The sequence below is a fragment of the Mycobacterium sp. SMC-19 genome (assembly GCF_045310815.1).
In the GTDB taxonomy this organism is placed as follows: Bacteria; Actinomycetota; Actinomycetes; order Mycobacteriales; family Mycobacteriaceae; genus Mycobacterium.
Map to the genome: position 1 here is coordinate 309,793 of NZ_JBJIAM010000003.1, position 25,734 is coordinate 335,526.

Sequence of the window (25,734 nt, forward strand, 5' to 3'; positions counted from 1 at the left end):
TCATCTAATGTGCGCGGCCGCCGGAAGGCGATACTGTCGTGGCGGCGGATGGCGCAGGGTCGGTGGACAGAGGGATCAAAGCATGGCGGTGGCGGACAAGCCGGCGAAGGTGACGGCGCGCGAAGCTCGGCGCCTGCAGACGCGCGAGCGGTTGCTGGGTGCGGCGACTGCCGAATTCAAGCGGACCGGGATGGCCCAGGCCGACGTCGGCGCCATCGTCGCCGCCGCCGGCGTCGCGCACGGCACATTCTTCTTTCACTTCCCCACCAAGGAGCACGTGCTGCTGGAGTTGGAGCGCCGGGAGGAAGAACGAATCACCAGGCAGTTCGAGAAATTTCTTAGTGAGCGCCAAGGGCTTTCGGACATCTTGGCTGAGTCCGCCCGCCTGATCATCGATCTGGAGCGACGTCTGGGCGATCCGCTGTTCACCGAATTCCTGGCGCTGCACTTCTCGCCGACCCGACCGCCAGCCGAGAACGGCGAGCATCACCCGTTGATCGTGCTGATCTCCGAGCGTATCGAAGTGGCGCGGGAGCGCGGCGAGATCGACGACGATGTGGTCGCCATGAACAGTGCGGTTTTCTTCCTGCTCGGCCTCTACGCCCTGCTCATCACCACCCATGACTGGCCATCTCGTCCGGAGTTGGTCGCCGACTACCTGGCCAGGACCTTGCGTGGCCTGGGTGCTGCGCACTGAACTCGCCAAAAGTCATTGACTTAAGTCAGTGATTTCCCTACCGTCGTAGGCGTTCCTCAAACGGCGAGGGGGCGGCTATTGCCTACGGCACCGCAGCAACAGCGCGACGGGCTCGGACTCGACGAGCACCTGGAGCTGTCGCAGGCTGCCCAGCGCCGAGCGGACCGGTGGCTGATCTGTGGCGGCATGCTCATCGGCACGGCAGCGGCGGGCATCTTCGGCCTCCCACTGTTCCTGCGCGGAATTTGGCTGCAGCGCAAGGCCCAACGCGACGGTCTGGCGGTGCGGCCCATGCTGGTGACGTTGCTGGGCTACCTGGTCATCATCGACGCCGCGATCAACGCAGTGGGCTGGGCGCTGGACATGGTGGCCGGCCACACCCTGCTGGCCCGCGTGCTGCTCAACGGGTGGGGGGCGATGTTCGATGGTGGCTATTTCTGGCACTACAACGAGCTGTGGATCGGCGGAGCGGCCGGCCCGGGGGAGAAGGGCTGGGAGATCGGGCTGATCTTCACCGTCTTCACCATGCGCATCGCGGCGGCGATCGGGTTTTTGCAGATGAAACGGTGGGGTCACCAATGGATGGTGGTGACCTGCTGGATGGGCGTGGTGATCTGGATCGGCTACGTGTTCAACATGACCATGTATGCCGATGTGCGTTATGCCGGTGTGGTGTTCCCGGTGATCGGCTGGTGGCTCTACGACATCTTCTACATCACACCGTTTTTGGCGATCCCGTACCTGCACACCGTCAACCGCGAGATCTTCTCCGACTGACCGACGATAGGAAACTCTGATGACCTGGCTCTGGGAGATTCTCCGTTACGTCGCCGCATGGGGCGGAACGTGTTTGATCATCGCGTTCTGGTACTGGATGTTCTCCAGCATCGGAACCTTCTGACCGGGGTAGGCGTGGACCCCCTGGCGCTGGAGATCAGCTGCGCGCTGACGGCCGTCGCACTGAGCGACCGGCGTCGCGACGGCGCACGGCTGATGACCGGTGCCCAAAGAAGTTTCAGCCTCAACCCGAACCTGTCCACCGTCTATGTTCCCCATCCTGCGGAACCGGGCTGGACCAGACGGACGCTGACCTGCGGGGTGGCGCTGCAATGCTCACCCTCCAAAGAGAGAATTGCCCAGTACCGGTTGGCCGACCTGTCGCCACGTGAGCGTCAAGCCCTGACGCTCGTCGAGGCGCAGGTGGCCCTCGGTTGGGTGGCTGGGCGGTGGCCGGGACTGGTGGCCGAGCTGCAACGGGTGCTGCCGGATCTCGATCCCGCCGATCCCGAGATGCCGGCCGCCGAGATGTTCGATCGTGCGACCGCATTGGCGCGCACCCGGCAACCCCTGGCCGGGCATTCGCTGACCGGGACGCTGCCGGCCGCCTGGACCGAGCCGGGACGACTGGCTTCCTCGGTGCGCCGCCTCGGCCGCATGCCATGGTCCAGCAACCAGAAGCGCCGCCCTCGCCCGTATTCGGTACCGGTCGGTGGTGACGGAGGAGTTCGCAACACCACCATGCCGCCACCGAGCCGACCCGAAGACGACGATCGCTCTCTCGGTCGCGACCGGCGAGCCGGCATCCCCTACCCAGAGTGGAACATGCACACCGGCACCCTGCTGCCCGACCATGTCGCCGTCGTGGAATGCGACCGGCGCACGCCATCGGGCGAGCCGTCCCCGGCCGCGGTCGATCTGCGTAAGTGGTTCGAGCAACACACCGTCCGTGCCATGACCAATCGGCTCGCCGACGGATCAGACCTCGACGTGGATGCCTACGTCAGCCACCGCCTGGACGTGTTGGCCGGGGCGGCGGGGGAACCCCGGATCTTCCGGGAGCTGCTGCCGGCGGATAGGGATGTGACCGTCGCGGTGCTGCTCGACGCGAGCTCGTCACTGGGAGTGCACGGTGGCCGGCTGTTCGGCCTGGAACTGGCCTGCGCGGACGCGCTTTCGGGAGCAATGACCAGCGCGCGTCAGCGCCACGGCGTCTTCGCGTTCACCGGCAACACCCGTCACCACGTGGAAGTGCACTGCCTCAAGGACTTCGGTGACCGGAATTTCGTGGCGCCGAGTGGCCTGGGCCTGCGCACCGGTGGCTACACCCGACTGGGGGCGCCGCTGCGGCATCTGACCAGCCGGCTGCTGGCCCAGTCCGGCGAGCGGCGGCTGCTCCTCATGATCGGCGACGGACTGATGTCCGACGAAGGCTATGAAGGCCGATACGCCTGGGCCGACGTTGCGCATGCCGTCGAAGAAGCCGACCGGGCCGGTGTGTGCGTGTACTACGTCGGAGTCGGACCGGTCCGGGTGGATCCACTTCCCGAAGTGTTCGGACCGCGCCGCTCCCAACGGATTCGGCGGGTCGCGGAGCTACCGCGAGTACTGGCCCACGTGCACCGCGAACTGACCGCGGCATGACCGACGACGTGCGAGGAGTCCGATGAGCAGCGATGTTTACTTCGCCAACGGCAACGAAGTGCAGTTGTTCGAGAAGGCGCACCTGCGCCGCATCCCGGTGATGCTCACCGGTCCGACCGGCTGCGGCAAGACCCGGCTCGTTGAGCACATGGGCTTGCTGCTGGGGCGACCGGTGATCACCATCAGTTGCCACGACGACCTGACCAGCTCGGATCTGGTGGGCCGATTCCTGGTGGCCGGCGGTGACGTGGTGTGGAACGACGGGCCGCTGACTCAAGCGGTGAAGTCCGGGGCGATCTGCTACCTGGACGAAGTCGTGGAGGCACGGCATGACTCGCTGGCCGTGCTGCATTCACTGACCGATCACCGTCGCACTCTGTACCTGGACCGGGCAGGTGAAACCATCACGGCCCCAGACACCTTCATGCTGGTGTGCTCCTATAACCCGGCCTACCGCAGCTCGCTCAAAGAGCTGAAGCCGTCCTTCCGGCAACGGTTCGCCACGCTGCCCATGCACTACCTGCCGCCCGAGCGCGAGGCGCAGGTGATCGTCGCCGAGACCGGTATCGAACCGCAGATCGCCGGTCGCCTGGTGCAGTGTGCCACTGCGCTGCGCACCGCAGACCAGGCGTTGCACTTCGAACCGCCGTCGACCCGCACCTTGGTCAACGCTGCGCAGCTGGTCGGCGCCGGCGCGAGCGAGCTCGAGGCAGCCGAGGCGTGCATCCTGGCGCCGCTGACCACCGACGGCGGAATCCACGACGGCCTGCGTGAAGTGGCCGCCGGCGTGTTCACCACCCAGACCGAGCGCCCCTAGGAAAGGAAGCTGCGAAGTGGACCAGCAAGAACGCAACCGCAAGCGAGCGCTGATCGTCTTTCAGATCTTCATCTACGGCTATCTGGCCATCATGTTCGGCATCCAGCTATACATGTCGTTCGCCCGGGGCTGGTGGCTGTTATGAGCCCGACCGCGTCCGGTTCGACAACGGATTTCGCCGGGATCGAGGAGCACGAGACGCAATCGCGTGCCGCCCAACGCCGGGCCGACCGCTGGATGATCGCCGGCGCGGCGCTGATGGGAATGTGGGTGCCGGGCATCATCGGCTTGCCGATCTTCTTGCGCGGCGTGGGGCTGCAGCGCGAGGCGCAGCGTGCGGGTCTGGCAGTGCGGCCCATGATCGTCACCCTGATCGGTTACCTGGTGCTGATCGACGGCATGCTCAACAGCCTGGGTTGGTCGCTGGACCTGGTCGCCAACCACACCCTGATCAACCGGGTGCTGATGATCGGCTGGGGCCACATGTTCGACGCCGGCTATTTCTGGCACTACAACGAACTGTGGGTGGGCGGCGCCGCCGGGCCGGGCGAGAAATCCATGGTCTTCGGCATGATCCTTACGGTCTTCGCGATGCGCTGCGCCGCCGCGATCGGCTTCTTGCAGATGAAGCGTTGGGGCCACCAGTGGATGATCGTCACCTGCTGGATGGGTGTACTCATCTGGATTCTCTACGTCTTCAACATGACCATGTACGCCGACGTGCGCTATGCCGGGGTGATCTTCCCGGTGATCGGCTGGTGGCTCTACGACATCTTCTACATCACACCGTTTTTGGCGATCCCGTACCTGCACACCGTCAACCGGGAAATCTTCTCCGACTGATAAAGGAGTCCCACGATGGAAACACCTGCCGCCGAGGCACTGCCTCCGGGCACCACCCCCTACTACGCGCGGATGCACAAGTGGATCAAACGCGCCACCTTGGTGTGCCTGGTGGCGCTCGTCATCGAGGGAGCGTTCACCCTGCCGTTCATGGCGGTGTACTACGGCTACCCGACGCTGAGCCTCACCCAGATCTGCAGCGAACTGCTCAAGGTGCGCTACTCCGACGACGACCTCGAATGCAAGTATCCGTATCCGCCGCTCGGGCCCCCAGAGGGCGCCGAGGGAAGGGACACCGCCAAGGACATCTGGGGTATCCAGCCGGTCCCGCAATACGATCGGCTCGGATTTCGGGAGTTGGTGGACCGGTATCAGGCCCGCCAGGCCAAACAGCAGGCCGAACAACAGGCCGGCGGTTGAGGACTGCTGCGCCGATGACCGATGCACGCATAGCGCCGGAACTGCCGTACGTGGCCTACGCCGACCTGCCAATGTCCCGCGATCGCGGTGAAGGCTGGGCGGCGTTGCGTGATCTCGGTCCGGTGCTGGCCGGCGACGGCTGGTACTACCTGACTCGCCGCGAAGATGTTCTCGCCGCCCTACGCAATTGGGAGGTGTTCTCGTCGAGGATCCCCTACGACGACATGATCAGCCCCGTCCCGCTGGTTCCGTTGGGGTTCGATCCCCCCGAGCACACCCGCTATCGGCAGCTGCTGCATCGCTACTTCAGTCCCCAGACCCTGATCGCCCTGCTGCCCTCGCTGCAGGCGCAGGCCGCTGAGATCATCTCCGAGATCGCTCAGCGTGATCGGTGTGAGGTAATGGCGCAGCTGGCCACCCCCTATCCGTCGCAGGTATTCCTCACGCTGTTCGGGCTGCCTCTCGAGGATCGAGACCGTCTGGTCGCCTGGAAGGACGCGATCATCGCGTTGAGCCTTGCCGATGATCCCGCCAGCGTGGATCTGAGCCCCACCGTGGAACTGTACGGATATCTCGCCGAAGCGGTTGCGCAACAACGGAAGGATCCGTTTCCCGGCATTCTCTCGGAGCTCCTGCGGGGTGCGGACGCGCTGAGCGACAACGAGGCGATCGGGCTGTCTCTGGTGTTCGTGCTGGCAGGTCTGGACACCGTCACCGCAACGATAGGCGCAACGATGCTGGAATTGGCCCGCCGACCCGAGTTGCGTGCCAGGTTGCGCGACGATGCCGACGGCATCGCGGTCTTTGTCGAGGAGATGATCCGCCTCGAACCTGCGGCACCGGTCGTCGGAAGAGCGACCACTCGCCCGGTCACGGTTGCCGGCGTCGAACTTCCGGCGGGCGCCCAGGTGCGCCTCTGTCTCGGTGCGATCAATAGGGACGGGACCGACGAGCGCTCCGTGGATGATCTGGTTCTCGACGGAAAGGTCCACAAACACTGGGGATTCGGCGGCGGACCGCACCGCTGCCTGGGTTCGCACCTGGCTCGCATGGAACTCAAGCTCGTCGTCTCGGAATGGCTGTCTCGTGTTCCCGAGTTCGAGCTCGTACCTGGCTTCGTTCCGGAGATCACCTGGCCGTCTGCGACGTGCGCACTGCCCACGCTGCCGTTAAGGATCGGGCCGGCGTCATGATGATCGCGCCTCCAACAACGCAGCGACGTCGGCGGGGCGTACCTTCAGCGCGGCATTGCGCGGCAACTCATCGACGACCGCAACGGCGACGGGCACATGGTGGCTGGGCAGCGTCTCGCGCACCAAGCCGATGAGCTCATCGGCCGACGGCGGCGGAGTGCCTCCCCGCAGTTCGACCGCGGCGGCCGGCACCTGGCCGAGCCGGCTATCGGGGATGGCGACCACACAGGCGTCTCGAACAGCCGGATGCGTGAGCAGTACGGCGCGCACCGTCTCGGGCAGGATCTTGAACCCACCGCGATTGATCGCCCCGTCGCCCCTGCCGTGCAAAGTGATGAACCCGTCGGAGTCCACCGATGCGACGTCGGTGGTGCGAATCCAGTCCGGCCGTACCACCTCGATCCGGGCCTCCAGCACCCCGTGCGCACCGACAGGCACCTCGCGGCCGGTGCCTGGATCAACGATGCGCACCTGCACGCCGGGTAGCGGCTTTCCCGAGCTGGCCGGCTTGTCAGCACCGTATTGGCGGTACAGCTCCGGTGTCCAGGCGCAGACGGATCCGGCGAACTCGGTTGCGCCGTAAGCCCACAGCAGGGGAGTGCCGAAGCGGGCCTCGAACTCCTCGCGCAGCTGCGGCTCGAGCGGTCCCGAACCCCCGGGCAGGTACTCCAAGGACGCGAGGTCCTCTTTGGCTACGTCGGCGTCGAGAAGCATCCGCAGGATGGCGGGCTGCACACCGGTCCGCCTGATCCGGTGGGTCTTGACCGCATGCACCCACGCTTCGACGGTGAACTTCTCCAGCAGCACCACCCGCTTGCGCAGGTAAGGGCCGACCAGGAGTTGGCAGACCCCGATGCTGCCGAACGGCCAGTACACCAGTTCCGGCGGATCGTCGGGGAGCGGAGTCCGTCCGACCGTCATGGTCAACACGGTGTGCTGCAACGCCGATGTGTCGACCGGCACCCGTTTGGGTGGTCCGGTGGTTCCACTGCTCAGGATGTGTAATCCAGGCCGGTGCGGTGACGTTTCCTGCCGGAGATCGGCGAGCTGTGCTCGCCGGGTAAGCGTTTCGACTCCGAGCGGTCGATCGGAGAGCGCGATCACGGCAGATCCGTGATGGCCGGCCGCCGCGATCGCCGCGTCGCTCCAGTCCTGCCGGTCGGCCAGGACCGCCGGTAGCCGTAGCGCGTCGATGTCGCGCGCGATCGCCTGCGCCGATTGGTAGGAGTAGATCATCACGATCGGCCGCTCGGCGGCAATGAGCCCCAGGATGACTGCGGCGTGGGGGACCCGGTTGCGCACCACCAGTCCGACCGGTTCGCCGGGGCCGATTCCCGCCTGGCGCAGGTGATCCTCGACGGAAGCGATGTATCCGGTGATGTCGTCTCCGGAATACCACCGTCGTTCGAACTCGATACACGGTGCTGCGCCGTAGCTGTTCAAGCTCGCGGACAGTGCAGCGCTGAACCGTTCCATGGCGTGCTCAGTACTGTGTGCAGCCTTGATCCACCGGAATGGCGGCGGCGGTGACCAGATGCGAGTCGGTGCTGGCCAGCCAGCACACGGTGCCGGCGATGTCCTCCGGTTCGGCTACCCAGGTGGGCAGGAAGGGCGTGAGCATCTGCGACAGTTGAGGATTGGTCTCCATCGCCTGGCCCAGCGCGCTGACCATGTCGCCGGTGCCCATGTCGGTGTTGACCGGACCGGGGTGCACGCTGTTGACCCGAATCGCGTGTTTGCCCAGTTCGGCGGCGAACGCACGGGCCATCCCGGTGACGGCGTGCTTGCTGGCCGTGTAGTGGACCATGAACGGCTGCATCTTGATGCCGGCCGCCGAACTGATCAAGATGATCGAGCCGCCGCGCTTCCCGGCGATGATGTGTGGGGCGCCGGCCATCACGGTGTTCCAGGTGCCGGTCACGTTGATGTCCATGACATCGCGAAAGTTCTCCGGCGAGATGGCATCCCAGGCCTGCGGGGCAGCAACACCGGCGTTGGCCACGATGATGTCGAGGCGGCCGAGTTCTGCCACGCCGTCGGCGACCGCCTCACGCAAGCCGTCGTAGTCGCGGGTGTCGACGATCGAGGACACCATGCGTGCTCCGGTGTCCTGCACCAATCGGACGGTTTCGGCCAGATCCTCGGGGCTTGCCGGGTTGTACGGCACGCAGTCGGGCAGTTTCCCGGCCACGTCGACGGCGATGATGTCGGCGCCTTCACTGGCCATCCGTACCGCGTGGGCGCGTCCCTGTCCCCGCGCCGCGCCGGTGACGAATGCCACCCTGCCTGTCAGTCGGCCTGTCATATCCGTTCCCTCCGTTGTTGGTTCACGCCTGTATCGGCGTGGCATCCAGTCGTCAACATCTCCCGCACCCGCCGTTTGTCGACCTTGCCGGTTGGCCCGTACGGGATGGCATCGGTGCCGGCGACGATCAGCCATACCGCCGGCACTTTGAACGAGCTCACCAGATCGCGACACCGATCGCGCAGTCCGTCGATGGTCAAGCCGTCGCCGGCCACCACCACTCCCACCCGGTTCCGTGTTCCGTCGGGCACGTTGGTGACGACCGCAGCCTCGACCCCGGCGATGCTGCGCAGGGCCTTCTCGACTTCGCTCGGATAGACCGTGGCGCCACTGACCTTGAACATGTCATCGGATCTGCCGTGATAGAACAGGAATCCGTCGGGATCGAGCCGGCCCAGGTCGCCAGTCGGGTAGAAGCCGTCGACGGTAAAGACCGCTTCCCGCGTGCGACCGCAGATGCCGCGCAACGTGTGCGGCCCGCGCAGCTGGATCATCCCAACCGTGTCGGGGGCCACCGGAACGCCGCTGTCGGTGTCGACGATCCGAACCTCCATGCCGGCAAACGGTTTACCGCAGCTTCCCCACGCCGAACGTGGCAGGTCGGTATCAGCGGCATAGCCACAGTACGGCCCGAAGGCCTCGGTCATCCCGAACAGATTGGCGCGCGCCCCGGGCTCGGCGCGCAATCGCGGCGGCAGCAGCGCCTCCAGGCTGCCGGGCCGCAGCGCCGACAGGTCAGTGGAACCGGCGTGGCGGGCCAACGCTTCGGCCTGGTCCGGCCAGCCACGGAACAAGGTGACCCGCTCGGATTCCAGCAGGCTCAACGTGGTCTCGGGTTGCGCAATCTCCTCGGTGATCAGGGTCGCCCCGGCCAGCAGCGCCGAAAGCACCCCGCCGCCGAAACCGCCGACCCAGAAGAACGGCATCGGCAGATACAGCCGGGTGTCGGCGTCGATGCAGCGGGCGGCCAGCCCGGATGAGACCGCACCCAGAGCGCTGCCGTGTGAGTGCAGCACCCCCTTGGGTGTGCCGCTGCTGCCGGAGGTGAACATGATCAGCATCGGGTCGGCGGGATTCACGGTCGCGGTCATGGCGTCGACGATCTCGCCCGCGCCGTCGCCGGCGGAGGCCAAGCTTTGCGTGGACCAGACATGTTGCAGTGCGGGAAGGTCCCGCGGCAGTGACGAATCCGCGCGTAGATCGTCGAGGTAGCGGTGGCCCCGGAACTCCTCGACGCTGATCAGAAACCGCACCGCAGCGACCCGAAGTTGCGCGCGGAGTTCCGGCGGGGTCAGCAAGGTGCTCAGGGGAACCAATACCGCGCCGATCCGGGTCACGGCGACCGCTGTTCGGACCCAGTCGACGCAGTTGGGCATGATCAGCCCCACCCGGGTGCCCTTGCCGACACCGGCCTGCACCAGGATTGCGGCCAGTTCCCGAGACGACGCATCCAGATCCGCGTAGCTCAGGCGGTCGGTCGAGTCGATCACCATCGGTTTGTCCGGGTCGGCGGCGGCACCCGATCGCACCACGGCATCGATGGTCAGCGGGGACGGCACGAGATCAGGCATTGAGCACCTCCGCCAACCGGCGCAGGTCGACCTTCCCGCTGGCCAGCAGCGGGACCCGGGCGGCGGGGACACAGGCGATCCGGCGCGGGATCTTGTAGGCGGACAGCTCGGTGGCAAGCCGCGTGCGTAGCTGCTGCGCGTCGATCTCGGTGTTGCCGGCCACGATGATCGCGGCCACCAGCTGGCCCCGGTCCGGGTCAGGCACGGCGAACACATGCGCGACGGCGCCGTCGGTCACCTTGGCGATGGCTTGCTCCACCTCGATGGCGGACACATTGGCGCCGGCCGTCTTGATCACCCTGTCGTGTCGGCCCAGGTAGTAGTAGAAGCCGTCGGCGTCGGTGCGGACCAGATCGCCGGTATGGAACCAGCCGTCGGCGTCGAAACACTCCTCGCGGCTGCGCTTGTGGTAGCGCTGCATCAGGTAGGGGCCGCGTACCCACAGTTCGCCGGACTCGACTCGGCACTCGAAACCGGGGGCCGGCATGCCGAAGCTTCCGCGTCGGTGTTCGGGCTGGTCGGTTTCGTCGCCGCTGAGCAGTACGACGCCGCCGGTCTCGGTCAGCCCCAGCATGTTGTGCCGCAACTCGGGATCGGCCGGGCGGGTGCCTGGCGCCATGATCGGATAGAGGTTGCCGCGGCGCAGGGTGGACAGATCGCGCCCGGCGAAGCTCGGGTGCTGCGCAAGGGGGGTGATGCCGGCGACGTAACCATTGGTCATCGTGGGCTTCTCGGCTTCGAGCAGGTCCAGCGTGACAGCGGGGTCGACGGCATTGGAACACAGCAGTGTCGATCCGGCCAGCATCGTGGCCATCAGCGCGAACGCGAACCCACCGATCCAGAAGAACGGGGAGTTGCAGAACAAGATGTCCTCGGTGGTGAGCCGCCGGATTGCGTTGAGGTTGCGTTGATGCCCGATCAGGCCGGCATGAGTGTGCACCGCGCCCTTGGGCGTGCCGCTGGAGCCGGAGGTATAGATGATCGCCAGCGGGTCGCCGCCGTCGACATCGGCTTCCAGGTCCTCCAGGGTTTCGAGGGTGTCCTGGTCGTCGGGTGTTCCCCGGTGGTCGGCGTCGAACAGCACATGGCGAAGCTGCGGCGCGTAGGTGCTGAACAGCGTTGCTGCACGGACGATATCGACATCGCCGAGGACTTCGGTCAACCGTGCCCGATAGTCGTGTGATCGGTAGGACGCGGTGGCCAGCAGGATCTGCACGTCGCTGTGCACCAGTTGGTCACGCAGCTCCGGCGCCGTTGACAGGGTGGGGAATGGGACCACCACCGCGCCGATCCGGCAGGCGGCGAGCAAGCCGACCACGAACGCTGGGCCGTTGGGATACAACAGGCCGATGTGGCTGCCCTTGCCGGCTCCCAGCGCAACCAGTCGGCGGGCCAACGCCGCGGAGCGCTCCTCAGCGTCGGCGTAGCTGATCCGCTCGGTGTCGCAGATCAGCAGCGGGTGGACGCCGCGGGCCTGCGCCTGAGTGCGCAGCAGCTGCGGCAGGGTTTCAGCGGGCATGCTTACTCGACAGGTCGATCAGGTCCCGAACCGCGCTCAGGTCGGCCTTGCCCGACGGCGTCCGCGGGATGACGTCGACGATCACGATCTCGGTCGGAATCTCATAACCGGCCAGCCGGCCGCGCAGAAACTCGGTCAGCGTCACGGCGTCGGCGAAGACTCCAGAGCGCAGCTCGACCGCCGCCACCGGCGTCTGTCCCAGACGCTCGTCGGCACGGCCCACCACCGCGGCACCCTTGACCGCCGGGTGTGCCTCCAGCGCGACCCGAACATCGTCGGGCAACACCTTGAATCCGCCGCGGATGATGGCCTGATCCGCCCGGCCCAGGATCCACAGGAAGCCGTCGGCGTCGATACGGGCCACATCGGTGGTGCGCATCCAGTCCGCGGCGGGCCCCAGCTGGCCAGGCTTGACCTCGAGCAGCCCGGGCTGATCGGCGCCGAGCGGGGCGCCGTCGTCGTCGACCACACGCAGTTGCGCGCCGAGGCTGGCGCGCCCGACACTGCCGCGTTTGTCCTGCCAGAACTGTTTGTGATCGGCCAGCGTCCAGCCGGCCACGCCGCCGCCGAATTCTGTGGCGGCGTAAGAGGTCAGCACCGGGATACCGAACTTGGCGGTGAACGCGTCGGCGTCGTCGGCGGACAGCGGCGCGGTCCCGGAGGTGACCGCCCGGATCCCGGCCAGGTCCTCGCGGCCCAGATCCGAATGCAGCACCGCGCGCAGCGCGGCCGGCACCAACGAGACGGCGCGTGGCCGGCAGGTTCGTACCGCCTCGGCCCAGCGCTGCAGCTCGAATCGCTCCAGCAGCACAAACGATCGTGCCTCGGCGATGCACTGCAACACCCGGTACACGCCGCCGATGTGCACCAGCGGCGCGTTGACGATCGCGATGCCGCGGCGCAATTGGGTGGGTGCGGGGAGATGCTCGGGATCGGGGCCGATCACGCTGTGCGCCAACATGTCGTAACGCAGGTCGACGCGCTTGGGTGGCCCGGTGGTTCCGCTGGTCAGCATCCACACCGCCACGTCGGGGCGCCCGGGATCGGAGCTGGGCTCGCCTGCCGCGGTGATCTGCGGGTCGGCGGTGAGATCGGAGATCGTCACCACCGTGGTGCGCGGTGTCGCGGTGACCAGGGCGGCCAGATCATCGGCCTGCCCGACGATCACCGGGAGTTGCAGCGCGGCGATCTCGGTGCGGGTGCGGTCGTCGCCGCGGGACGGATTGATCACCACCACGCAGCCCCCGGCGAGCAACACCCCCAGCAATGCGGCCACCTGCGGGGGGCGGTTGCGCAGCAGGATCCCGACGCGTCCACCAGGCGGTGTCAGTTCCGCGATGCGCTCCGCCAGGGCTCCGAGTTGCGACCAGGAATGCCACCGGCCGTCGTACTGCAATGCCGGTTCCTCGGGCGCCAGATCGAGCACGTCGGCAATGCGCCGGCTCAGCGGATGCGCCATCAGCGGATCCGTGGCGATGCGGCGGGGCGCGGCGGTCGTGCGTCGAGTTCGGCCTTGCCCAGCGGGTTGCCCAGCCTGGTGTAGATCAGGCCCTGGTCCAGGGCGGCACGGTACGGCTTGTCCAAGGACTCCCAGATCGCTTTGACCGTGCCCTGGGTGGCCGAGGGCGGCTTGGCCGCGATGGTGGCGGCGATCTCGTGCGCTCGCGTCCAAAGCTGATCGCGCGCCACGATTTCCGTCACCAGGCCGATGCGCAACGCGGTGTCGGCGCTGAGCCGTTCATCGTTGCCCATCAGTGCGATCCGCAGGGTTTCACCCAACCCGATTCGGCGCATCAGCCCGATCGGCTCGAGTGCGCAGACCAGCCCGGCCGAGACGTGGGAGTCGAAGAACGTGGCCTCGTCCGAGCAGATCACTACGTCGGCCTCGTTGATGAAGTAGAACGCACCCGCGGTGCACATGCCTTGGACGGCGCAGATCACCGGCTTGAACATCTTCTGCCACTTGGGACTCAGCAACTCGCCGGGATCTTCATGGTTCCAGATGTTGTCGGGCTGGCCGTAGGAGGACTTGATGTCCAGTCCGGCGCTGAATGCCCGCTCACCCGCGGCACGCAGCACGACGGCGTTGACCTCAGTATCGAGTTTGACGATCCGCCATGCCGCGGCCATCTCCTCGCACATGGTGCGGTCGAACGCGTTGAGGCGGTCCGGCCGGTTCAACGTGATGGTGGCGACGCGTGCGGCGCGGTCGAAGTCGAGCAGGATCGTGGTGAACTCCGTGCTCATCGGCACTGCCATTCCGGTGCGCGCTTCTCGACGAAGGCCCGGGGGCCCTCCAGGGAATCCGCGGTGTGCAGGTTACGTTCCCGGAATGATTCGGCGAGCATCTCCGCCTCGTGCAGTGGCAGGTCCAAGCCCTTGAGGATCGCCAGCCGGGTTCCGCGTACCGCCAGCGGCGCGTTGGAGTTCAGCACGTCGGCGATCTCGTGTGCGCGGGTCAGCAATCGGTCATGCTCCACCACCTCGCTGATCATGCCGAGGTCATAGGCGCGTTGCGCGTCCATGCGCTCATGCTTGCCCATCATGGCCATCCGTAGCGCGATGGAGCGGGGTAGCACCCGGGCCAGCCGCACCACTTCACGTCCGGCGACCAGGCCGATCGAGACGTGCGGGTCGAAGAACGTCGCGCGGTCCGAGGCGATCACGATGTCACAGGTGGTAACCCAGTCCAGCCCTGCGCCGCAACAGATCCCGTTGATGGCCGCCAGCACCGGTTTGGCCATCGTCCGGAACGGGGGAGTGCCCTCCTGCGGCGCCTCCCACTGCTCGTAGGTGGACAGATAGGGCCGTTCATTGACCACCTTGCCGTCGCCGGGGATCTCCTTCACGTCGGCGCCGGTGCAGAACGCCCGCCCGTTGCCGGTGACGATGACCACCCACACCGCCTCGTCGCTCTCGGCCTCGGCGTAGGCGGACCGCAGTTCGGTGACCATGTGCGGGCTCAACGCATTGAGCGCCTCGGGACGGTTCAGCGTGATGGTGGCGGTGTGCCCGCGCACGTCGTAGTCGATGGTGTCGAACATCGGCATTGCCGTCTCTTTCCTTCTCAGCGGCCGGTGAAGCCAGGTGGTCGCCGCTGCGCAAACGCGGCTAGGCCCTCTTTGAAATCCCCGGTACGGCAGCTGAGTTCAAGGTTTAACAGCTCCTGGGTCAGGGCTTGCGGCAGCGTTGCCTGCTGTGCGTAGTGCAGCGCCTGCTTGGTCAGGCCGATCGCGACCGTGGGCCCCTGTGTCAAGGCGGCCAGCAGCTCTTCGGTGGCCGAGTCCACATCTGCCGGCGCCACCGCCTGGTGGATCAATCCCCAATCCTGCGCGGATGCGCCACTGACCTGCTCACCCAGCAGCAACATGCGCCTGGCCCGAGCCAGTCCCACCAGCCGTGGCAGCAGCCAGGTCGATCCCGAGTCGGGGCTGAAGCCGCGCGCCACGAACGGTTCCCAGAACACCGCGTCGGTGGCGGCCACCGTGAAGTCGGCGGCCAGCGCCAGATTGCAACCCAGGCCCACCGCCCAGCCTCGGACGCTGCATACGACCGGCAGCGCGATGGTCTGCAGCAGCTCGATCACCCGGTGCGCGCCGTGTGGGACGCGGCGAACCAGATCGCCGGTGCGGGGTCGTTGGCCGCCGGCATTGGTGGCCACCCAGTCGGCCCCCGCGCAGAAATCATGGCCGGCGCCCCGGATATGGAGGGCGCGCAACGTGTCGTCGCTTGCCGCCTCGGTCAGGGCCGTGACCAGTGCATCGGTCATCGACGAGCTCAGGCTATTCCGGCGTTCCGGGCGCGCCAGGGTCAGCCGGAGCAGCGTGCCGTCACGTTGCGCCGTCACTGCGCCATCGGGGGCGGAGCCGGACCCGGAATCGGGGGAGTCGGCCACGGTGCTGTCCACCTTTCAACGCTATATCGTGATAGCTACAGTAGGCTATACGATTAGCGCGATTCGGCGGAGAAAGGCCTATGGCGGACGGTTCGGGGAACTCTGTGGTTTCGGCCGGCGATGCCGCCCGTTTCGGCGAGCAGCCGCTGGGGCAGACCGTCGCGGTGGCCGGCGCCATGCGGCGCCTGACCGGGCTGCTGCTCGCCTTGGAACACCCGCATCCGCTGGTGGACGACATGCTGACGCAGTTCGCCGACTGGGAACGGCAACTGGCTGCAGTGGCCCCGGTGGAGGCCATGCCCCGCTTGGAAGACGCTGACGACCCGGCGGGCCGGGTCTACCTGGGGCACGCGTTCGACGTCGGGTCGTTCAACCCCTGCTTCCCGGAGTATCGCTTCGACCACCTCGATGGCCAGACAGCCTCGGGCACAGTCACGTTCCCGCTGCCCTACGAAGGGCCTCCGGGGCTGGTGCACGGCGGCTTTCTCGGAGTGTTCTTCGACTGCGTGACGCAGCATCAGAGCTGCGCGGCCGGCTCGGCCGGGCGTACCCGCTCACTGCTGGTCAGCTACCGGCGCCCGACACCCATTCTCACCGAGCTGGACTTCGACATCGTGCGAACCGCGGTAGAGCGGGGTATCGCTTCCACGGCGCGACTTCTCTATCGCGGCGAGGTGCTGTGCACCGGCGAGGTCACCACGGCGGCGGCGCCGCCGAACAAATTGAGTGCCATTCGATTCGGCCGCAGACAGGATGAGGAGTCCCACCGATGAGCGCTGCCGAGACCACCGACGACCGTGTGCTTTTCGATGTCGACCTCGACGGGCGCATCGCCACCGTCACGCTGAACAATCCCGGGCGGCGCAATTCCTACGATGCCGCAATGCGCGACGCGGTCGCCCGCTGCCTGGACCGGGTCGCCGAGGACGACGATCTGGTCGTGGTGCTGCTGCGCGGCACCGAAGGGGTGTTCAGCACCGGAGCCGACATGAACAACGCCTACGGCTGGTACGGCGAGCGCGGGGAGACCGCGCAGCCGGCGGACAAGGGCAGGCCCAGCCAGCGACGCCGACTTACCGTGGACCGCAAATCGTTCGGCTTCTATCACAATCTGATGGGCTTCCCGAAGGTCACAGTGGGTGAGATCAGCGGGTATGCGCTCGGCGGCGGTTTCGAGATGGCGCTGATGACCGACATTTCGGTGATTGCGCGTGACACCAAGATCGGCATGCCCGCGACGCGGTTTCTGGGCCCGGCGCTGGGCAGCCTGCACATGTTCTTTCATCGGCTCGGCCCCGTGCTGGCGCGGCGCCTGTTGTTGACCGGGGATATCGTCGAGGCCGCCGCGGTCGAACACCTGGGTGTGTTCACCGAGACCTGCGATCCGGCGGCGGTGACCGCGCGGGCCCGATACTGGGCGTGCAAGGCCGCGAAGATGCCCGCCGACGGCGTCGTCATCGCCAAGGAGGCGTTCCGGCTCGTCGAGCAGAGTCAGGCGTATCAGGGCGAAGAGGTGGCCAGCTACCTGTTTCACGCCTACGGCACCAACCTGCAGTTCGCGCCGGGGGAGTTCAACTTCGTCAAGACCCGGGCGCAGCACGGAACCAAGGAGGCGTTCCGGCTGCGTGACGAGCACTTTCACGTCCCCGAGCCGTGAGGCTTCGGCGGCGCAGCGGCCAGACTCACGCGTCTACTTTACAAAAATAGCGAATAATGTAAGGTCGGAAAAATGCCTACACCTGTCATCGTCGGCGCCGTTCGCACGGCCATCGGACGTTCGTTCAAGGGAACATTGGTCAACACGCCCCCGGAGACGCTGATCACCACGGTGCTGCCCGAGGTGGTGCGCCGGGCCGGCATCGATCCGGCCGAGATCGACGACATCATCTTCGCCGAATCGCATTACGGTGGAGGCGATCTCGCTCGCTACGCGGCTGCTGCCTGCGGCATGGAGTCGGTTCCCGGTCAGTCGGTCAACCGGCATTGCGCCGGCAGCCTGACCGCGATCGGCAACGCGTCGGCGCAGATCGGTTCCGGGATGGAGCGGGTGCTGATCGCCGGCGGCGTGCAATCACTGTCGATGACGCCGCTGACGAACTGGCGCATCCCTGGCCCCGAGCTGAAGTTCGAGGAGCGCTGGATGCCCCCGACGCACCCGGAGACCCCGGATGCGCCCACCCGCGACATGTCGATCACGGTGGGGTGGAACACCGCGCAGGCGGCGGGCATCACCCGCGAGGAGATGGACGCCTGGGCCGCGCGCTCGCACCAGCGGGCGATCGCCGCGATCGATGCCGGCAAGTTCGTCGACGAGATCATCCCGCTGAAGGTCGAACTGCCCGACGGCTCGGTAGCCGAGTTCAAGGTCGACGAATTCCCCCGCCGCGAAACCACCGTGGAGAAGCTGGCGGGCCTGAAGGTGCTGCACCCCGAGATCGATGGCTTCTCGATCACCGCCGGCAACAGTAGCGGCACCAACGACGCCGCGGCCGCAGTCGCGATCGTCGACTCCGACTACGCCCGCGACAAGGGCCTGACTGTCATGGGCACAGTCAAGGCCTGGGCCTCGGTCGGTGTCGCTCCCCGCGACACCGGGCTCGGCGGCGTCAAGGTGATCGGCAAGGTGCTCCAGCGGGCCGGGCTGTCCGTCGGCGACGTCGCGCTGTGGGAGATCAACGAGGCCTTCGCCTCGGTGCCGATCGCGGCGTGCAAGGAATACGGCATCGACGAAGAGCTGGTGAACTTCTCCGGCAGCGGTTGCAGTCTCGGGCACCCCATCGCCGCATCCGGCGCCCGGATGGTGACCACGCTGCTCTACGAACTCAAGCGGCGCGGCGGGGGCATCGGTGTGGCCGCCATGTGCGCCGGTGGCGGCCAGGGTGGCGCTGTGGTGATCGAGGTCTAGCTAGCGCTTGGCCGAAGCCGGCGTGGCGCGACGCCGCGCCGGCTTGGAGTTCTGCTCGATCAGCCGCTCGGCGTGATCGAGAATGCAGTTGAGCCCGTAGTCAAAGTTGGCGTCATCTGCTGCGCCGATTCGATGCCCCTGCCTGGTGGTCTCTGCCAGCAGCGGGGTCACGGCCGGGTCGATGACGAGGGCCTCCTCGAAATCGGACGGCCCCTCGGCGTCCGATGCCCGGTTCTTCTCGTAGAGGCGCTGCAGCACCACCGACCCGCGGATGTGCACCGAGACCGTCGAATAGGTGTCGAAGGCGTCCTGCGGCGACAAGCCGGCCTCCACCAGGCTGGCGATCGCCCGCTCCACTTCCTGGACGCCGAGCTGCGCGGCCCGCGGGCTCAGCGCGGCCCGAATCAGGATGAGATCACACAAGATCGGATTGCCCAGGAACGTCGACCGCATGCTGTGTGCGTGATTGCTCAACGTCTGACGCCAGTCCTTGGCCTCCACATATGGGGTGGCGAACGTGTACTGGCGCAGGGCCCGGGTGGTCATCGCATTGAGGAGGTCATCCTTTTTGCGGAAGTACCAGTAGATGCTCGTCACGCCGACACCGAGATGCTTGCCGAGCAACGGCATGCTCAGGTTGTCGACCCCGATCTGTTCGGCGAGCTCGAACGCGCCGTCGATGATGTCGTCGGGGTTGATCGATCCGCGTTCGCGCCGTTGGCGTTTCTCGGCGACTGGCTGCTTTGCCACTGCGGATACCTCCAGTTCTGGTCGACACGGCCGGTTCGTCGCCGTCAAACCTACCTGTACCGCTCGCCTGCGCGGGGTAATGAGCTTCTCTTACCGTAAAGCCTATGGTAAGCATTTTGATATACCTTGTCACAACGCCTGAAGGGTGAGCCGTGTCAGAAGCGGTACTGCGTGAGCGTCGCGGACGGATTCTCGTCATCACTATCAACCGGCCGGAAGCGCGCAATGCGGCCAACAAGGCGGTCGCCGAGGGGTTGGCTGCGGCCTGCGACGAACTGGACGACACTCCCGAACTGTCGGTCGGGGTGCTGACCGGAGCCGGCGGCAATTTCTGTGCAGGAATGGATCTCAAGGCGTTCGCGGCAGGGGAGTTGGCGTATGTGCCGGGACGTGGGCTCGGCTTCACCGAGCGCCCGCCGCGCAAACCGCTCATCTCCGCGGTTGAAGGACACGCGGTGGCCGGTGGCACCGAGCTGGTGCTGGCCACCGACCTGGTGGTGGCCGCCCAGGGCGCGAAATTCGGTATCCCCGAGGTCAAGCGGGGGCTGGTGGCCGCCGGCGGTGGCCTGTTGCGGTTGCCGCACCGCATTCCGTATCAGAAGGCGCTCGAATTGGCTTTGACCGGTGAGAGTTTCACCGCCGAACAGGGCGCCCAGTGGGGCTTCGTCAACGTGCTCACCGAGCCGGGCGAAGCGCTGGACGGGGCGATCGCCCTGGCCGAACGGATCACCGCCAATGGCCCGCTGGCCGTCGCGGTGACCAAGGAGATCATGGTGAAGTCCGCCGGCTGGAGTCAGGATGAGATCTGGCAGAAGCAGGGCGAACTGATCGCGCCGGTGTTCACCTCCCATGACGCCAAGGAGGGTGCCATCGCGTTCGCCGAGAAACGCGCCCCGAACTGGACCGGCGCCTGACCCTGGTCTGCGGCCGTGGATCTGGGGTTGCACAACGCGCGCGCCGTCGTCGTCGGTGGTGGCCGGGGGATGGGACTGGCCACCGCTCGTTGTCTGGCCGACGACGGGGCTCGGGTGGCGGTCATGGCACGCTCGGCTGCCGACCTGGACCGCGCGTGTGACGACCTGAGGGGACGCGGCAGTCCGGAGGCGATCGGCATAGTCGCCGATGCCTGCGACGAGCAGCGGGTGCACGAAGCCTTCGCCGAACTCGGGAGACGGTGGGGCGGCGAGCTCAACATTCTGATCAACGCGGCCGGCCCCGACGTGCAGGGCACCTTCGAGGATCTCACCGATGAGCAGTGGCGCCGGGCGATCGACCAGGGCGCGATGGGGATGGTGCATACCGTGCAGGCGGCGCTGCCGTTGCTGCGCAAGGCCGAATGGGCTCGAATCGTCAATTTCTCGGCGCAGTCGACGCAGCGCCAGAGCACAGTCCTGGTTGCCTACACCGCGGCCAAGGCGATGGTGAACAGCATCTCGAAGAACCTGGCACTGCTCCTGGCGCCCGAGGAGATTCTGGTCAACGTGGTCTCGCCCGGAAGCGTCGCCTCCGAGGCGCTGGTCGGCTGGGCTCGCTCGGTCGGGGTGGACGGGGAGGACCCCTACCGGCTGATGGAGGCTATCGCCGAGCATTTTGGCCACCCGGCGCAGCTGCCACGGGCGGGCCTGCCGGACGAAGTGGGCGCGGTCGCAGCCTTTCTGGCCTCCCGTCGCAACGCCTACATGACCGGCGCCAACGTCAACGTTGACGGCGGCTCGGATTTCACCTGATCGGCTGACCCGAATTTGCCCCTGACCTGCGTGCATAGTGGCTTGAGGCAGGAACCTCGGAGGTTGCGGAATGCGCTACCGAAAGGTATACAGTAAGAACTATCCGGTTGCTTCGAGGCGGAGGTTGCGGGGTCGATGACCGCGGTGCTCTACGACGTGCGTGACGGCGTCGGGCTGATCACCTTCAACCGTCCGGAGCGGCTCAACTCCTGGGGCCCCGATATCGCCGCCGGTTTCTACTCCGCCATCGATGGTGCCGAGGCGGATCCCGCGGTGCGGGCGATCGTGGTGACCGGTAGTGGCCGGGGATTCTGCGCCGGTGCGGATCTGGGTGGCGGCACTCAAACGGGTCCCGACGCCGTCGACGCATCCGGCACCGACGTGTCCCAACTGGTCGGGGACCGCCCCCCGCATTTCCTGACCGAGTTGCGCAAACCCGTGATCGCGGCCATCAACGGCTCCTGTGTCGGGATCGGGCTGACCCATGCGCTGATGTGCGACGTGCGGTTCGCCGCGGCCGGTGCCAAATTCGCCACCGCATTCACCCGGCGCGGACTTGTCGCCGAGCACGGAATCACGTGGATACTGCCGCGATTGGCGGGCATGGGCCCGGCGATGGATCTGCTGCTGTCCGGACGCACCTTCCTCGCCGAGGAAGCCCGCGAGCTGGGTCTGGTCAACCATGTCGTGGCGCCCGAGCTGCTGCTTGAACGTGCGATGGCGTACGCCGCCGACATCGCCGCGAACTGCTCACCGGCCTCGCTGGCGGTGATCAAAGCGCAGGCCTACGGTGACGCACTCGACGACGTCGCAGCGGTCAGCGCCCGCGCCGAAACCCTGATGTACGAATCGCTGTCGCGGCCCGACCTGATCGAAGGAATCACCAGTTTTTTCGAGAAACGCCCGCCGAACTTCCCGCCCCTGTCTTGAGAAAGGTTGAGCACATGACTGCCGCAGCTGAACGGCTTCCGTACTTGGCCGTCGACGTCGACAACCACTACTACGAGCCGCTGGACGCCTTCACTCGGCACCTGCCCAAGGAATTCCGCAGCCGCGGTGTCCAGATGGTGCAGGACGGCCATCGCACCCTGGCGGTGTTCGGCGGGGTCGTCAACCACTTCATCCCGAACCCGAACTTCGACCCGATCATCGAACCCGGCTGCCTGGATCTGCTGTTCCGCGGCGAGATCCCCGAAGGCGTGGAGCCGGCGTCGTTGATGAAGCTCGACAGGCTCTCCGAGCATCCTGAATACCAGAACCGCGACGCCCGCGTGCAGGTCCTCGACCGGCAGCGGCTGGAGACGGTGTTCATGCTGCCGACCTTCGCCTGTGGTGTGGAGGAGGGGCTCAAACACGACATCCCCGCCACCATTGCATCGGTGCACGCGTTCAACCTGTGGCTCGACGAGGACTGGGGCTTCGACCGTCCCGACGGCCGCGTGATATCCGCACCGATCATCTCGCTGGCTGACCCCGAAAAAGCCGTCGACGAAGTCGAATTCGTGATCAGCCGCGGCGCCAAGCTGGTGTGTGTGCGCCCGGCACCGGTGCCCGGCGAGGTTCGGGCCCGGTCCCTCGGTGACCCGGTGCATGACCCGGTGTGGGCGCGCCTCGCCGAGGCGGGCGTCGCAGTCGTCTTCCATCTGTCTGACTCCGGTTACATGGCAATCCCGGCGTTGTGGGGCGGTAGCGGCGTGTTCAAGGGATTCGGTAAGCGCGACCCGCTGGACATGGTGATCATGGACGATCGGGCGATCCACGACACCATCGCCTCGATGATCGTGCACCAGGTGTTCACCCGTCACCCCAAGCTCAAGGTGGTCAGCATCGAGAACGGCTCGTACTTCGTTTACCGGCTGATCAAGCGGTTGAAGAAGTCGGCCAACAATGCGCCGTATCATTACAAGGAAGATCCGATCGAGCAGCTGCGCACCAACGTCTGGATTGCCCCCTACTACGAGGACGACGTGAAGCTGCTGGCCGACACCATTGGCGTCGACAAGATCCTGTTCGGCTCGGACTGGCCGCACGGTGAGGGACTCGCCGACCCGACGACTTTCACCGCAGACATCCCGCAGTTCCCTGAGTTCAGCGCGGAAGATACCCGAATGGTGATGCGGGACAACGCATTGACCCTTCTGGGTGATCCGAACCGTGCCGCACCGGGCGCCGCTCACCTGGCAGCTTCGGTCTGAAAGTGGGCGAATGGACCCTCGGCGCGGTCCTCGACGCGATCGCCGAGGCCGTACCCGACCGGGCTATGACGATCTGCGGGGATCGGCGCAGCACGTTCGCGCAATCCGCGGAGCGCACCCGCCGGCTGGCCAACTACCTGGCCGGCCGCGGGCTCGGCGCCCAGCGTGAGCGTTCGGAGTTGCGCAACTGGGAGTGCGGCCAGGACCGGGTCGCGCTGCTCATGCACAACGACCTGTACCCCGACATGGTGATCGGCTGTCTCAAGGCCCGCGCGGTCCCGGTCAACGTCAACCACTACTACACCCCGGCCGAGGCCGGTGAGCTCCTGGACTATCTGCGTCCCCGAGCGGTCATCTACCACGCCTCGCTCGAGGCGAAATTTATTGACACACTACATGAATCCGGCGCTGACCTGCTGATCAGGATCGACGACGGCGCAGCCGACCCCGGACTCGATGCGGTAGCGCTGGACGATGCGCTGGCGCAGGGCGACGCCGATCAGCCGGTGGCGCCGTCGCCGGACGATCTGCTGATGATCTGCACCGGGGGAACCACCGGGCGTCCGAAGGGCGTGCTGTGGCGACAAAGCGACATCTACGTGTCGTCGATGGTCGGTGACGATCACGCCGGCGTGGCGGAGATCCACCAGAAGGTGCAGCATGCCGGTCCGCACTGGTTCGCGCTGTCGCCGCTGATGCACGCCGCCGGGCTGTGGACCGCGTTCTCGGCGATCCTGTCCGGCCAGACGGTGATCCTCAATGACAGCCGCGCCAGGTTCGACCCCCGTACGGTGCTGGAGACCGCCGCGCGCGAAAAGGTCGGGCTCATGACCATGGTGGGCGACGCGTACGCCGCGCCCCTGGTCGCCGAACTGCGCAACGCGACCTATGACCTGACGTCCTTGCACTCGATCGCAACCGGCGGTGCCGCAACCAATCCGAAGTATCAGGCCGCGTTGCTGGAACTGCTTCCGCAGATCACCCTGATCAACGGGTACGGCTCCTCGGAGACCGGCAATCTGGGCTTCGGGCGCAGCCAGCGCGACGCGCGGCGTGACACATTCGATCTACGGACCGGGGGATCGGTGGTGTCGCGGGACCGCACCCGGTTCCTGGAACCCGGTGATCCCGAGGTGGGTTGGGTGGTGCGGACCGGACGGATCCCGCTCGGATACTTCGACGACGCCGACGCGACGCAGCGCACCTTCGGTCAGATCGACGGTCAACGGATGGTGATCTCCGGCGACCGCGCCAGCATCGAGAAGGACGGCACGCTGCGGTTGTTCGGGCGCGACGCTCTGGTGGTCAACACCGGCGGGGAGAAGGTGTTCGTCGAAGAGGTCGAGGGCGTGCTGCGTGCTCACCCGGCGGTGGCCGACGCGCTGGTGGTGGGCCGCCCGAGCGAGCGCTGGGGCGAGGAACTGGTGGCGCTGGTTGTTCCGCAACCGGATTCGGGTGTTACCGACGAGCAACTGGACGCACACTGTCGATCGGTGCTGGCGGGCTTCAAGGTGCCCAAGGCGTACGTCATGGTGGCGCAGGTGCGCCGACTGGGCAATGGCAAGGCCGACTACCGCTGGGCCAAACGACAGGTGAATGAGGTGGCTACGGCATGACGGGCATGAGCGAGCAGTCACGAGTCATCGATTGTCTGGTGAACGTGCACTTCGGCGAGAATGAGCAGCCGTCCTGGATGGTCAGAACGCGCGATGACTACTTCAAGGGACCCGAGTCGATGTTCGCGCCGGTCGACATGTCGGCGCTGCTCGACGAGATGGACACCCACGGCGTGACCAAGGCGGTCCTGATGGACAACCTGGTCAAACCCTCGGTGACCGCCCGGAAGTTCGTCGAAGCCCGGCCGGATCGGTTCGCGCTGGCAATGGGCGGCATGAACCTGCTGCGTCCGGTGCCCGCGCTTCGGGAATTGAGTGCTGTCGCGGTCGACCTGCCGGTGGTCTACGCCGTTGTGGGGCCAAGCTTCTGGGGCGATGGCCAATATCCGCCCAGCGACGCCGTCTACTACCCGCTCTACGCCAAGTGCGCCGAACTGGATCTGCCGCTGTGCGTCAACACCGGCATTCCGGGGCCGCCGATCCCCGGTGAGGTGCAGCACCCGATCCACCTGGACCGGGTCTGCGTGCGCTTTCCCGAATTGCGGCTGTGCATGATCCACGGCGCCGACCCCTGGTGGGACGTCGCGATCCGCCTGCTCATCAAGTACCGCAACCTGCGGTTGATGACCTCGGCCTGGTCGCCGAAACGTCTGCCGGAAGCCCTGCTGCACTTCATGCGCACCCGGGGTGCCGGCAAGGTCATCTTCGCCTCGGACTGGCCGGTGCTGCGGATGGACCGGGTGGTGCCCGAGGCGCGCGCTCTGGACCTGCCGCCCGACGTGCTCGACAAATACCTCTACCGCAATGCAGCCGACTTCTTCTTTGCCGAACGCGGCACCGTACCCGAACAGGAGAGCTGA

26 protein-coding genes are annotated in these 25,734 nt (G+C 66.6%); 17 read left to right on the plus strand and 9 right to left on the minus strand.

Translation table 11 applies throughout. The annotated features are described in order from the left end of the window. Window positions 1-82 precede the first annotated feature (82 nt). From ACJH5R_RS09005 to ACJH5R_RS09040, 8 genes are all read left to right on the plus strand, one after another. The gene (locus ACJH5R_RS09005) at window positions 83-697 is read left to right on the plus strand and encodes a TetR family transcriptional regulator (protein WP_406781779.1); all 615 of its coding nucleotides are present in this window, start codon (window positions 83-85) and stop codon (window positions 695-697) included. A 186-nt stretch (window positions 698-883) separates the two neighbouring features. Further along, window positions 884-1,474 (plus strand): hypothetical protein, encoded by a 591-nt coding sequence (locus tag ACJH5R_RS09010; protein ID WP_406781850.1) that lies wholly within the window; start codon window positions 884-886, stop codon window positions 1,472-1,474. Between the two features lie 135 nt (window positions 1,475-1,609). Next, a complete protein-coding gene (locus ACJH5R_RS09015; RefSeq protein ID WP_406781780.1) occupies window positions 1,610-3,118 on the plus strand; it encodes a nitric oxide reductase activation protein NorD in 1,509 nt (502 codons plus the stop codon). Window positions 3,119-3,140: 22 nt separating this feature from the next. Then, window positions 3,141-3,935, plus strand: coding sequence for a CbbQ/NirQ/NorQ/GpvN family protein (locus ACJH5R_RS09020; RefSeq protein WP_406757823.1), 795 nt, complete (start codon window positions 3,141-3,143; stop codon window positions 3,933-3,935). Window positions 3,936-3,951: 16 nt separating this feature from the next. Then, the gene (locus ACJH5R_RS09025) at window positions 3,952-4,080 is read left to right on the plus strand and encodes a hypothetical protein (RefSeq protein WP_406757822.1); all 129 of its coding nucleotides are present in this window, start codon (window positions 3,952-3,954) and stop codon (window positions 4,078-4,080) included. Beyond that, on the plus strand, window positions 4,077-4,778 hold the full coding sequence (locus ACJH5R_RS09030; protein ID WP_406757821.1) for a hypothetical protein: 702 nt from the start codon (window positions 4,077-4,079) through the stop codon (window positions 4,776-4,778). The genes ACJH5R_RS09025 and ACJH5R_RS09030 overlap by 4 nt, the downstream gene beginning before the upstream one ends. Window positions 4,779-4,793: 15 nt before the next feature. After that, window positions 4,794-5,198 carry a hypothetical protein gene (locus ACJH5R_RS09035; RefSeq protein ID WP_406757820.1) on the plus strand — a complete coding sequence of 135 codons (405 nt, stop codon included), beginning with the start codon at window positions 4,794-4,796 and terminating at the stop codon, window positions 5,196-5,198. Window positions 5,199-5,212: 14 nt separating this feature from the next. Continuing rightward, on the plus strand, window positions 5,213-6,391 hold the full coding sequence (locus ACJH5R_RS09040; RefSeq protein WP_406757819.1) for a cytochrome P450: 1,179 nt from the start codon (window positions 5,213-5,215) through the stop codon (window positions 6,389-6,391). Here the strand turns inward: ACJH5R_RS09040 and ACJH5R_RS09045 are convergent. The 8 genes from ACJH5R_RS09045 to ACJH5R_RS09080 are packed head-to-tail and all read right to left on the minus strand — an operon-like array spanning window position 6,386 to window position 15,693. Beyond that, complete coding sequence (locus ACJH5R_RS09045; protein ID WP_406757818.1) at window positions 6,386-7,867, minus strand: class I adenylate-forming enzyme family protein; 1,482 nt, start codon at window positions 7,865-7,867, stop codon at window positions 6,386-6,388. The two genes, ACJH5R_RS09040 and ACJH5R_RS09045, sit on opposite strands and share 6 nt — an antisense overlap. 7 nt (window positions 7,868-7,874) lie before the next feature. Beyond that, window positions 7,875-8,696, minus strand: coding sequence for a mycofactocin-coupled SDR family oxidoreductase (locus ACJH5R_RS09050; protein WP_406757817.1), 822 nt, complete (start codon window positions 8,694-8,696; stop codon window positions 7,875-7,877). After that, complete coding sequence (locus ACJH5R_RS09055; protein WP_406757816.1) at window positions 8,693-10,267, minus strand: class I adenylate-forming enzyme family protein; 1,575 nt, start codon at window positions 10,265-10,267, stop codon at window positions 8,693-8,695. Before ACJH5R_RS09055 ends, ACJH5R_RS09050 begins: the two co-directional genes overlap by 4 nt. Next, window positions 10,260-11,786, minus strand: a complete 1,527-nt coding sequence (locus tag ACJH5R_RS09060; protein WP_406757815.1) for a class I adenylate-forming enzyme family protein — start codon at window positions 11,784-11,786, stop codon at window positions 10,260-10,262. The genes ACJH5R_RS09055 and ACJH5R_RS09060 overlap by 8 nt, the downstream gene beginning before the upstream one ends. Further along, window positions 11,776-13,245: a class I adenylate-forming enzyme family protein gene (locus ACJH5R_RS09065; RefSeq protein ID WP_406757814.1), complete on the minus strand. Its 1,470-nt coding sequence runs from the start codon at window positions 13,243-13,245 to the stop codon at window positions 11,776-11,778. The genes ACJH5R_RS09060 and ACJH5R_RS09065 overlap by 11 nt, the downstream gene beginning before the upstream one ends. Next, the gene (locus ACJH5R_RS09070; protein WP_406757813.1) at window positions 13,245-14,033 is read right to left on the minus strand and encodes an enoyl-CoA hydratase/isomerase family protein; all 789 of its coding nucleotides are present in this window, start codon (window positions 14,031-14,033) and stop codon (window positions 13,245-13,247) included. The genes ACJH5R_RS09065 and ACJH5R_RS09070 overlap by 1 nt, the downstream gene beginning before the upstream one ends. Beyond that, complete coding sequence (locus tag ACJH5R_RS09075) at window positions 14,030-14,836, minus strand: enoyl-CoA hydratase/isomerase family protein (protein WP_406781781.1); 807 nt, start codon at window positions 14,834-14,836, stop codon at window positions 14,030-14,032. The genes ACJH5R_RS09070 and ACJH5R_RS09075 overlap by 4 nt, the downstream gene beginning before the upstream one ends. Before the next feature lie 17 nt (window positions 14,837-14,853). Then, on the minus strand, window positions 14,854-15,693 hold the full coding sequence (locus ACJH5R_RS09080; protein WP_406781782.1) for an enoyl-CoA hydratase/isomerase family protein: 840 nt from the start codon (window positions 15,691-15,693) through the stop codon (window positions 14,854-14,856). A 68-nt stretch (window positions 15,694-15,761) separates the two neighbouring features. Between ACJH5R_RS09080 and ACJH5R_RS09085 the strand changes: the two genes are divergently transcribed. The 3 genes from ACJH5R_RS09085 (at window position 15,762) to ACJH5R_RS09095 (ending at window position 18,586) form a co-directional block, all read left to right on the plus strand. Beyond that, window positions 15,762-16,454 carry a hypothetical protein gene (locus tag ACJH5R_RS09085; protein ID WP_406781783.1) on the plus strand — a complete coding sequence of 231 codons (693 nt, stop codon included), beginning with the start codon at window positions 15,762-15,764 and terminating at the stop codon, window positions 16,452-16,454. Next, a complete protein-coding gene (locus tag ACJH5R_RS09090; protein WP_406781784.1) occupies window positions 16,451-17,338 on the plus strand; it encodes an enoyl-CoA hydratase/isomerase family protein in 888 nt (295 codons plus the stop codon). Before ACJH5R_RS09085 ends, ACJH5R_RS09090 begins: the two co-directional genes overlap by 4 nt. A gap of 72 nt (window positions 17,339-17,410) precedes the next feature. Beyond that, on the plus strand, window positions 17,411-18,586 hold the full coding sequence (locus tag ACJH5R_RS09095; protein WP_406781785.1) for a thiolase family protein: 1,176 nt from the start codon (window positions 17,411-17,413) through the stop codon (window positions 18,584-18,586). Here the strand turns inward: ACJH5R_RS09095 and ACJH5R_RS09100 are convergent, their stop codons facing one another. Then, window positions 18,587-19,336 (minus strand): TetR/AcrR family transcriptional regulator, encoded by a 750-nt coding sequence (locus ACJH5R_RS09100; protein ID WP_406757804.1) that lies wholly within the window; start codon window positions 19,334-19,336, stop codon window positions 18,587-18,589. A 152-nt stretch (window positions 19,337-19,488) separates the two neighbouring features. On the opposite strand from ACJH5R_RS09100, the gene ACJH5R_RS09105 reads away from it, so the two are divergent. The 6 genes from ACJH5R_RS09105 (at window position 19,489) to ACJH5R_RS09130 (ending at window position 25,734) form a co-directional block, all read left to right on the plus strand. After that, entirely contained in the window at window positions 19,489-20,250 is a 762-nt protein-coding gene (locus ACJH5R_RS09105; RefSeq protein ID WP_406757803.1) for a crotonase/enoyl-CoA hydratase family protein, read from the plus strand. 15 nt (window positions 20,251-20,265) lie between these two features. Then, the gene (locus ACJH5R_RS09110; protein WP_406757802.1) at window positions 20,266-21,063 is read left to right on the plus strand and encodes an SDR family NAD(P)-dependent oxidoreductase; all 798 of its coding nucleotides are present in this window, start codon (window positions 20,266-20,268) and stop codon (window positions 21,061-21,063) included. 135 nt (window positions 21,064-21,198) lie between these two features. Continuing rightward, complete coding sequence (locus ACJH5R_RS09115; RefSeq protein ID WP_406757801.1) at window positions 21,199-21,993, plus strand: enoyl-CoA hydratase; 795 nt, start codon at window positions 21,199-21,201, stop codon at window positions 21,991-21,993. Between the two features lie 14 nt (window positions 21,994-22,007). After that, on the plus strand, window positions 22,008-23,258 hold the full coding sequence (locus ACJH5R_RS09120; RefSeq protein WP_406757800.1) for an amidohydrolase family protein: 1,251 nt from the start codon (window positions 22,008-22,010) through the stop codon (window positions 23,256-23,258). Window positions 23,259-23,260: 2 nt separating this feature from the next. Further along, entirely contained in the window at window positions 23,261-24,874 is a 1,614-nt protein-coding gene (locus tag ACJH5R_RS09125) for an acyl-CoA synthetase (protein WP_406781786.1), read from the plus strand. After that, window positions 24,871-25,734 (plus strand): amidohydrolase family protein, encoded by an 864-nt coding sequence (locus tag ACJH5R_RS09130; protein WP_406757798.1) that lies wholly within the window; start codon window positions 24,871-24,873, stop codon window positions 25,732-25,734. The genes ACJH5R_RS09125 and ACJH5R_RS09130 overlap by 4 nt, the downstream gene beginning before the upstream one ends.

Coding starts and splice junctions, on each gene's coding strand:
- ACJH5R_RS09120 (WP_406757800.1), top strand. CDS start 22,008: ATGACTGCCGCAGCTGAACGGCTTCCGTACTTGGCCGTCGACGTCGAC.
- ACJH5R_RS09115 (WP_406757801.1), top strand. CDS start 21,199: ATGACCGCGGTGCTCTACGACGTGCGTGACGGCGTCGGGCTGATCACC.
- ACJH5R_RS09085 (WP_406781783.1), top strand. CDS start 15,762: ATGGCGGACGGTTCGGGGAACTCTGTGGTTTCGGCCGGCGATGCCGCC.
- ACJH5R_RS09030 (WP_406757821.1), top strand. CDS start 4,077: ATGAGCCCGACCGCGTCCGGTTCGACAACGGATTTCGCCGGGATCGAG.
- ACJH5R_RS09090 (WP_406781784.1), top strand. CDS start 16,451: ATGAGCGCTGCCGAGACCACCGACGACCGTGTGCTTTTCGATGTCGAC.
- ACJH5R_RS09020 (WP_406757823.1), top strand. CDS start 3,141: ATGAGCAGCGATGTTTACTTCGCCAACGGCAACGAAGTGCAGTTGTTC.
- ACJH5R_RS09070 (WP_406757813.1), bottom strand. CDS start 14,033: ATGAGCACGGAGTTCACCACGATCCTGCTCGACTTCGACCGCGCCGCA.
- ACJH5R_RS09060 (WP_406757815.1), bottom strand. CDS start 11,786: ATGCCCGCTGAAACCCTGCCGCAGCTGCTGCGCACTCAGGCGCAGGCC.
- ACJH5R_RS09075 (WP_406781781.1), bottom strand. CDS start 14,836: ATGCCGATGTTCGACACCATCGACTACGACGTGCGCGGGCACACCGCC.
- ACJH5R_RS09035 (WP_406757820.1), top strand. CDS start 4,794: ATGGAAACACCTGCCGCCGAGGCACTGCCTCCGGGCACCACCCCCTAC.
- ACJH5R_RS09050 (WP_406757817.1), bottom strand. CDS start 8,696: ATGACAGGCCGACTGACAGGCAGGGTGGCATTCGTCACCGGCGCGGCG.
- ACJH5R_RS09010 (WP_406781850.1), top strand. CDS start 884: ATGCTCATCGGCACGGCAGCGGCGGGCATCTTCGGCCTCCCACTGTTC.
- ACJH5R_RS09065 (WP_406757814.1), bottom strand. CDS start 13,245: ATGGCGCATCCGCTGAGCCGGCGCATTGCCGACGTGCTCGATCTGGCG.
- ACJH5R_RS09055 (WP_406757816.1), bottom strand. CDS start 10,267: ATGCCTGATCTCGTGCCGTCCCCGCTGACCATCGATGCCGTGGTGCGA.
- ACJH5R_RS09005 (WP_406781779.1), top strand. CDS start 83: ATGGCGGTGGCGGACAAGCCGGCGAAGGTGACGGCGCGCGAAGCTCGG.
- ACJH5R_RS09040 (WP_406757819.1), top strand. CDS start 5,213: ATGACCGATGCACGCATAGCGCCGGAACTGCCGTACGTGGCCTACGCC.
- ACJH5R_RS09095 (WP_406781785.1), top strand. CDS start 17,411: ATGCCTACACCTGTCATCGTCGGCGCCGTTCGCACGGCCATCGGACGT.
- ACJH5R_RS09130 (WP_406757798.1), top strand. CDS start 24,871: ATGACGGGCATGAGCGAGCAGTCACGAGTCATCGATTGTCTGGTGAAC.
- ACJH5R_RS09045 (WP_406757818.1), bottom strand. CDS start 7,867: ATGGAACGGTTCAGCGCTGCACTGTCCGCGAGCTTGAACAGCTACGGC.